Annotated in this window: 6 protein-coding genes; 1 reads left to right on the forward strand and 5 read right to left on the reverse strand. The window is 73.4% G+C overall.

Features of this window, described 5'->3' with window-relative positions; all coding sequences use genetic code 11:
- Positions 1 to 33: 33 nt before the first annotated feature.
- Entirely contained in the window at positions 34 to 690 is a 657-nt protein-coding gene (locus tag V9U69_RS06010; RefSeq protein ID WP_337060440.1) for a hypothetical protein, read from the reverse strand.
- Between the two features lie 185 nt (positions 691 to 875).
- Here V9U69_RS06010 and V9U69_RS06015 point away from each other — a divergent pair, with 185 nt between their 5' ends.
- Positions 876 to 1,802: an A/G-specific adenine glycosylase gene (locus tag V9U69_RS06015; RefSeq protein WP_337060442.1), complete on the forward strand. Its 927-nt coding sequence runs from the start codon at positions 876 to 878 to the stop codon at positions 1,800 to 1,802.
- Positions 1,803 to 1,900: 98 nt separating this feature from the next.
- On the opposite strand, the gene V9U69_RS06020 is transcribed toward V9U69_RS06015, so the two are convergent.
- The 4 genes from V9U69_RS06020 to V9U69_RS06035 all read right to left on the reverse strand — a co-directional run bounded on the left by V9U69_RS06020 (position 1,901) and on the right by V9U69_RS06035 (position 6,105).
- Complete coding sequence (locus V9U69_RS06020; protein WP_337060443.1) at positions 1,901 to 2,413, reverse strand: gluconokinase; 513 nt, start codon at positions 2,411 to 2,413, stop codon at positions 1,901 to 1,903.
- Positions 2,410 to 2,964, reverse strand: coding sequence for an amino-acid N-acetyltransferase (locus V9U69_RS06025; RefSeq protein ID WP_337060445.1), 555 nt, complete (start codon positions 2,962 to 2,964; stop codon positions 2,410 to 2,412). The genes V9U69_RS06020 and V9U69_RS06025 overlap by 4 nt, the downstream gene beginning before the upstream one ends.
- A gap of 99 nt (positions 2,965 to 3,063) precedes the next feature.
- Positions 3,064 to 5,568: an ATP-dependent Clp protease ATP-binding subunit gene (locus V9U69_RS06030; protein WP_337060446.1), complete on the reverse strand. Its 2,505-nt coding sequence runs from the start codon at positions 5,566 to 5,568 to the stop codon at positions 3,064 to 3,066.
- A 216-nt stretch (positions 5,569 to 5,784) separates the two neighbouring features.
- Positions 5,785 to 6,105 (reverse strand): L-rhamnose mutarotase, encoded by a 321-nt coding sequence (locus tag V9U69_RS06035; protein WP_337060448.1) that lies wholly within the window; start codon positions 6,103 to 6,105, stop codon positions 5,785 to 5,787.
- Positions 6,106 to 6,256 lie beyond the last annotated feature (151 nt).

Raw genomic sequence — 6,256 nt, forward strand, 5'->3', positions numbered from 1 at the left:
TGAGGTCCGCCCGGACCACCGGCCGGCGCGGCGTCAGCCGGTGAGGCTGATCGGCAGCGGTTCGGCGGCGACCCCGCTCCAGGTCCCCTCCACGGTGTAGGCACCGGCCTCGGCCACCGGCTGGTCCGCCGGGCAGCCGGGGGCGGAGCGCTGGCGCGACCAGGTGGTGCTCATGGACCGGGTGCCCTCCGGGTCCAGCTCGTACACCTGGCTCGACCCGGTGGACCGGCAGTCGGCGCTGGACCACACCCGCGCGCCGGAGGCGTCCCGGACGGTGAAGGTGCGCACCCCGCTGCCGATCTCCGCGGTGCACGTCGTCTCCGAGACGTTGCGCACCGTCAGCACGAACCGGGGCGCGGCGTCGGGGCCGTAGGTGGTGGCCCTGGAGGTGAGCGTCAGCTCCAGGTCCCCGCTCCCGCAGGGCCCCACCTCCGCGGGCGCGGTGGCGGACGGGCTCACGGACGGTCCACCGCTCGCGCTCGGGAAGGGGGCCACGGCACCGAGGGTGGGCGAGACGCCGGAGGGGTCGAGGCGGGCAGCGGCCTGCTCGGCGGCGTCCTCGGGCAGCAGCGCCCGCAGCCCCAGGGCCGCCGCCACCGCGACGAGCAGCAGGAGGACGAGGGCCAGCAGGCGACGGCGCCAGTAGATCGACCGGCGTTCGGGCCCCACGGGGTGCAGCACGCTGCTCACAGCGGTGAAGGTAGGCGCCGCGGGGTGGGCTCGTGCGCAGGCGCGCCGCTCCACCCCGGCGCGTCGCGCGTTCCGGCAACGGCCCCGCCCCGCCCACCACCGTCCGCACCCGTTCCGCCACCCTCCACCCTCCAGCGGTGATCGAGGAAGTTGCGACTTCCTCGATCACCGCAGAGGATCCCGCGGTGCCGCGCACGACTCCGCCCGCCGTCCCCGCACCGCTCGCCCCCGGCGCCCTCGAGGACCTGCACCGCACCGTCCTGGAGTGGTACGCGACCAGCGCGCGCGACCTGCCCTGGCGCGAGCCCGGTTGCTCGCCGTGGGGGGTGCTCGTCAGCGAGGTGATGCTGCAGCAGACACCGGTGGCGCGGGTGCTGCCGCGCTGGCGCGAGTGGCTGGAGCGCTGGCCCACCCCGGCGGCCCTGGCGGCGGAGCCGCCCGGGGAGGCGGTGCGCGCCTGGGACCGGCTGGGCTACCCGCGGCGCGCTCTGCGGCTGCACGCGGCCGCCGTCGCCATCACCGCCGAGCACGGCGGCGAGGTGCCCGAGGACCACGACGCCCTGCTGGCCCTGCCCGGCGTCGGCGCCTACACCGCCGCCGCGGTCGCCGCGTTCGCCTTCCGCCGCCGGCACGCCGTGGTCGACACCAACGTGCGCCGGGTGCACGCCCGCGCGGTCACCGGGGCGGCGGAACCGGCTCCCGCGCTCACGTCGGCCGAGACGCGGCTGGCGGTGGCCCTGCTGCCGGAGGACCCCGAGACGGCCGCGCGCTGGTCGGTGGGCGTCATGGAGCTGGGGGCGCTGGTGTGCACGGCGCGCGCACCGCGCTGCCCGGCCTGCCCCCTGCTGGACCGCTGCGCCTGGGTGGTGGCGGGCCGGCCGGCGCACACCGGCCCGGCACGGCGCGCCCAGCGCTGGGCGGGCACGGACCGCCAGGTGCGCGGGCGCCTGCTCGCGGTGCTGCGCGCCGCCGACGGCCCGGTGGGCGCGGCCGACCTCGACGCCGCCTGGACGAGCGACGCCGTGCAGCGGGCCCGCTGCCTGGACGGGCTGGTCGCCGACGGCCTCGTCGAGCCCCTGCCCGACGGCACCTTCGCCCTCCCCCGCTCCTGACGCCCCCCGACACTCCCCCGCCCCGCCCCCTCGGTGATCAAGGAAGTTGTCACTTCCTTGATCACCGAGGGGGACGGAGCGGGGTGGGACGAGCGGGGTCAGAGGTGGCCGAGGACCTCGGCGAGCACGGCGGCCGGACCGCCCTCCACGCAGACCTGGAAGCCCGGCTCGTCGGGCTGCAGGTCCTGCAGGGTGTCCAGCTGGCTGCGCAGCAGGGACGCGGGCATGTAGTGACCCTGCCGGTGCGCCAGGCGCTCGGCCAGCACCTCCTCGGGCACCACGAGCTGGCAGAAGCGCACCGACGGGTGCCCGTCGGCCAGCAGCTCGCGGTAGGAGCGCTTCAGCGCCGAGCAGGTGACGACGACGGAGCGGCCGGCGGCCTCCCGCTCGCCGATCCACGCGGCGATGCCGCGCAGCCACGGCCAGCGGTCCTCGTCGTCCAGCGGGGTGCCGTCACGCATCTTGTCGACGTTCGCGCGCGGGTGGAAGTCGTCGCCCTCGGCGAACTCCCAGCCGCGCTCGTCCGCGACGCCGCGGGCCACGGTGGTCTTGCCGCTGCCGGAGACACCCATGACGACCAGGGCGACGGGAGCGGGATCGGGGTCGTTCACGGGGGTACCTCCTCGGTCCGGCCGCGGGCCGAGACCCGCAGCATCCGGGTGTTGCCGAGCGTGTTGGGCTTCACGCGCGCCAGGTCCAGGAACTCGGCGACGCCCTCGTCGTGGGAGCGGAGCATCTCCGCGTAGACGTCCGGCGCGACGGGGGTCCCGTCGATCTCCTGGAAGCCGTGGGCGGCGAAGAAGGCCGTCTCGAAGGTGAGGCAGAACAGCCGGGTGACGCCGAGGTCGGCGGCGCGTGCCAGCAGCGCCTCCAGGACGCGGTGCCCCACCCCGCACCCGCGCACGGAGCGGTCCACGGCGAGGGTGCGCACCTCGGCGAGGTCCTCCCACAGCACGTGCACGGCCCCGCAGCCCACGATCCGCGCACCGCCCGGGGCGGACGGGTCGTCGACCTCGGCGACCACGAACTCCTGCACGGCCTCGTAGAGGGTGATGAGCTCCTTGGCCAGCAGGATGCGCTCGCGCGCGTAGTCCTCCACGAGGGCGCGCACGGCAGGCACGTCGCTCGTCCGCGCCGGCCGGACCCGCACCTGAGACGTCACGGCGACGATCTTCGCAGAGAGGGCCCGGCGCAGCCCGGCGGACGCACGACGGCCCGGCACCCCTCGCGGGTGCCGGGCCGTCGTGGTGGCGTCAGGCCGTCACTGGCCGTCGGTGGACTTGCCGAGCGAGAGCGGGACCGGCACGTCCTCCTTGGTGGTGCCCTCGAAGGTGAACTTCTGCTCCGAGCCCTCGCCCTCGGTGTCGACCGAGACGATCTGGCCGGGGCGCAGCTCGCCGAAGAGGATCTTCTCGGAGAGCACGTCCTCGATCTCGCGCTGGATCGTGCGGCGCAGCGGCCGCGCACCCAGGACGGGGTCGTAGCCCCTCGTCGCGAGCAGCGCCTTCGCGGACGGGGTGAGCTCGATGCCCATGTCCTTGTCCTTGAGGCGCTCGTCGACCCGCTTCACGAAGAGGTCGACGATCTGGACGATCTCCTCCTGCGTGAGCTGCGGGAAGACGACCATGTCGTCGACGCGGTTGAGGAACTCCGGCCGGAAGTGCTGCTTGAGCTCGTCGTTGACCTTGGCCTTCATGCGCTCGTAGTTCGTCTGCGTGGTCTGCGACCCCGCGGCGAACCCGGTGCCGACGCCCTTGGAGATGTCCCGCGTCCCCAGGTTCGTCGTCATGATGATCACGGTGTTCTTGAAGTCGACCACGCGGCCCTGGGAGTCGGTCAGGCGACCGTCCTCCAGGATCTGCAGCAGCGAGTTGAAGATGTCCGGGTGGGCCTTCTCCACCTCGTCGAACAGGACGACGGAGAACGGCTTGCGGCGCACCTTCTCGGTGAGCTGGCCGCCCTCCTCGTAGCCGACGTAGCCGGGCGGGGAGCCGAACAGCCGCGAGACGGTGTGCTTCTCGGAGAACTCGCTCATGTCCAGCTGGATGAGCGCGTCCTCCTCGCCGAAGAGGAACTCCGCCAGCGCCTTGGCCAGCTCCGTCTTACCGACGCCGGTGGGGCCGGCGAAGATGAACGAGCCGCCGGGGCGCTTGGGGTCCTTCAGGCCCGCGCGGGTGCGCCGGATGGCCTGGGACAGCGCCTTGATGGCGTCGTTCTGGCCGATGACGCGCTTGTGGAGCTCGGCCTCCATGTTGAGCAGGCGCGCCGACTCCTCCTCGGTGAGCCGGACCACCGGGATGCCCGTGGCCGTGGCCAGGACCTCCGCGATCAGCTCCTCGTCCACCTCGGCGATGACGTCCATGTCGCCGGACTTCCACTGCTTCTCGCGCTCGCCCTTCTGCGCCAGGAGCTTCTTCTCCTTGTCGCGCAGCGAGGCCGCCTTCTCGAAGTCCTGCGCGTCGATCGCGGACTCCTTCTCGCGGCGCACGTCGGCGATGCGCTCGTCGAACTCGCGCAGGTCCGGCGGTGCGGTCATGCGGCGGATGCGCAGTCGCGCGCCCGCCTCGTCGATGAGGTCGATCGCCTTGTCGGGCAGGTAGCGGTCGTTGACGTAGCGGTCGGCCAGGGTGGCGGCCGCCACCAGCGCGGCGTCGGTGATGGAGACGCGGTGGTGTGCCTCGTAGCGGTCGCGCAGGCCCTTGAGGATCTCGATGGCGTGCGGCAGCGTCGGCTCGGGCACCTGGATGGGCTGGAAGCGCCGCTCCAGGGCCGGGTCCTTCTCGATGTGCTTGCGGAACTCGTCGAGGGTGGTGGCCCCGATGGTCTGCAGCTCGCCGCGGGCCAGCATCGGCTTGAGGATGCTGGCGGCGTCGATGGCGCCCTCGGCGGCACCGGCACCGACGAGGGTGTGGATCTCGTCGATGAACAGGATGATGTCGCCGCGGGTGCGGATCTCCTTGAGGACCTTGCGCAGCCGCTCCTCGAAGTCACCGCGGTAGCGGGAGCCCGCCACGAGCGCGCCGAGGTCGAGCGTGTAGATCTGCTTGTCCTTGAGGGTCTCGGGCACCTCGCCGCGCACGACGGACTGGGCCAGGCCCTCGACGACGGCGGTCTTGCCGACGCCGGGCTCGCCGATGAGGATCGGGTTGTTCTTGGTGCGGCGCGAGAGGACCTGCATGACGCGCTCGATCTGCGGGTCGCGGCCGATGACCGGGTCCAGCTTGCCCTCGCGAGCGGCCTGCGTGAGGTTGCGGCCGAACTGGTCGAGGACGAGCGAGCCGGAGGGGGTGCCCTCCTGCGGGCCGCCGGCGGTGGCGGGCTCCTTGCCCTGGTAGCCGGACAGCAGCTGGATGACCTGCTGGCGGACGCGGTTGAGGTCCGCGCCGAGCTTGACGAGGACCTGGGCGGCGACGCCCTCGCCCTCGCGGATCAGGCCGAGCAGGATGTGCTCGGTCCCGATGTAGTTGTGGCCGAGCTGCAGCGCCTCGCGCAGGGACAGCTCGAGCACCTTCTTGGCGCGCGGGGTGAAGGGGATGTGGCCGGACGGGGCCTGCTGGCCCTGGCCGATGATCTCCTGGACCTGCTCGCGGACGGCGTCCAGGGAGATGCCCAGCGACTCGAGGGCCTTGGCGGCGACGCCTTCGCCCTCGTGGATCAGGCCGAGCAGGATGTGCTCGGTCCCGATGTAGTTGTGGTTGAGCATCCGGGCCTCTTCTTGGGCCAGGACGACGACCCGTCGGGCGCGGTCGGTGAACCTCTCGAACATGCGGCGCTCCTCGCGGGTGGTCGGGTCCTCGAGGGACCACCCCCCGCGGACCGTTCCGATGCTAGTCCCGGGTCCCGACACCTTCACGCCGTCCGCGTCGGCGGGCGTCCGCGAGGGGGTCGTGACCCTGTCTCCTCGTCCAACCTGCTCCCGGTGGAGGGTGTTCCGCCACGCCGTTCGCTGGCGGCGTAGCCCCGCGGAGCCGGCCCCGGGGCGCTAGGCGAGGTGGAAGTACTCCTCCAGGCGCTCCATGGAGCGGTCCGGGTGCTCCCCGGTGGCGAAGAAGCGCGCCATCGTGGCCTGCCAGCGCTCGTTGACCTCCTCGCGCTCCATCGCGGCCACCGCGGCGTCGAAGTCGTCGGCCACGCAGTAGCCCACCACGAGGCCGTCCTCGCGGCGCAGGAAGAGCGAGTAGTCGCGCCAGCCGGCGCGGCTGAGGGCCTCGAGCATCTCGGGCCAGACGTGCTCGTGGGCGCTGAGGTACTCGTCCACCAGCTCGGGACGCAGGTGCATGAGGAAGCAGGCGCGCTCGGCCACCGCTGGTCCACCTCTCCGTGGGGTCGTCGGGCCCCGATCCAACCAGGACGCCCCCGGGCGCGCCGCGGGGGGCCGCACCCGTGGCGCGACCCCCCGCGGCGGTCTCCGGCGTCCCTGCGGGCGCCGGAGGGCTCAGTGACTGTTTCAGATG

This window comes from Kineococcus sp. G2 (genome assembly GCF_037154035.1).
In the GTDB taxonomy this organism is placed as follows: Bacteria; Actinomycetota; Actinomycetes; order Actinomycetales; family Kineococcaceae; genus Kineococcus.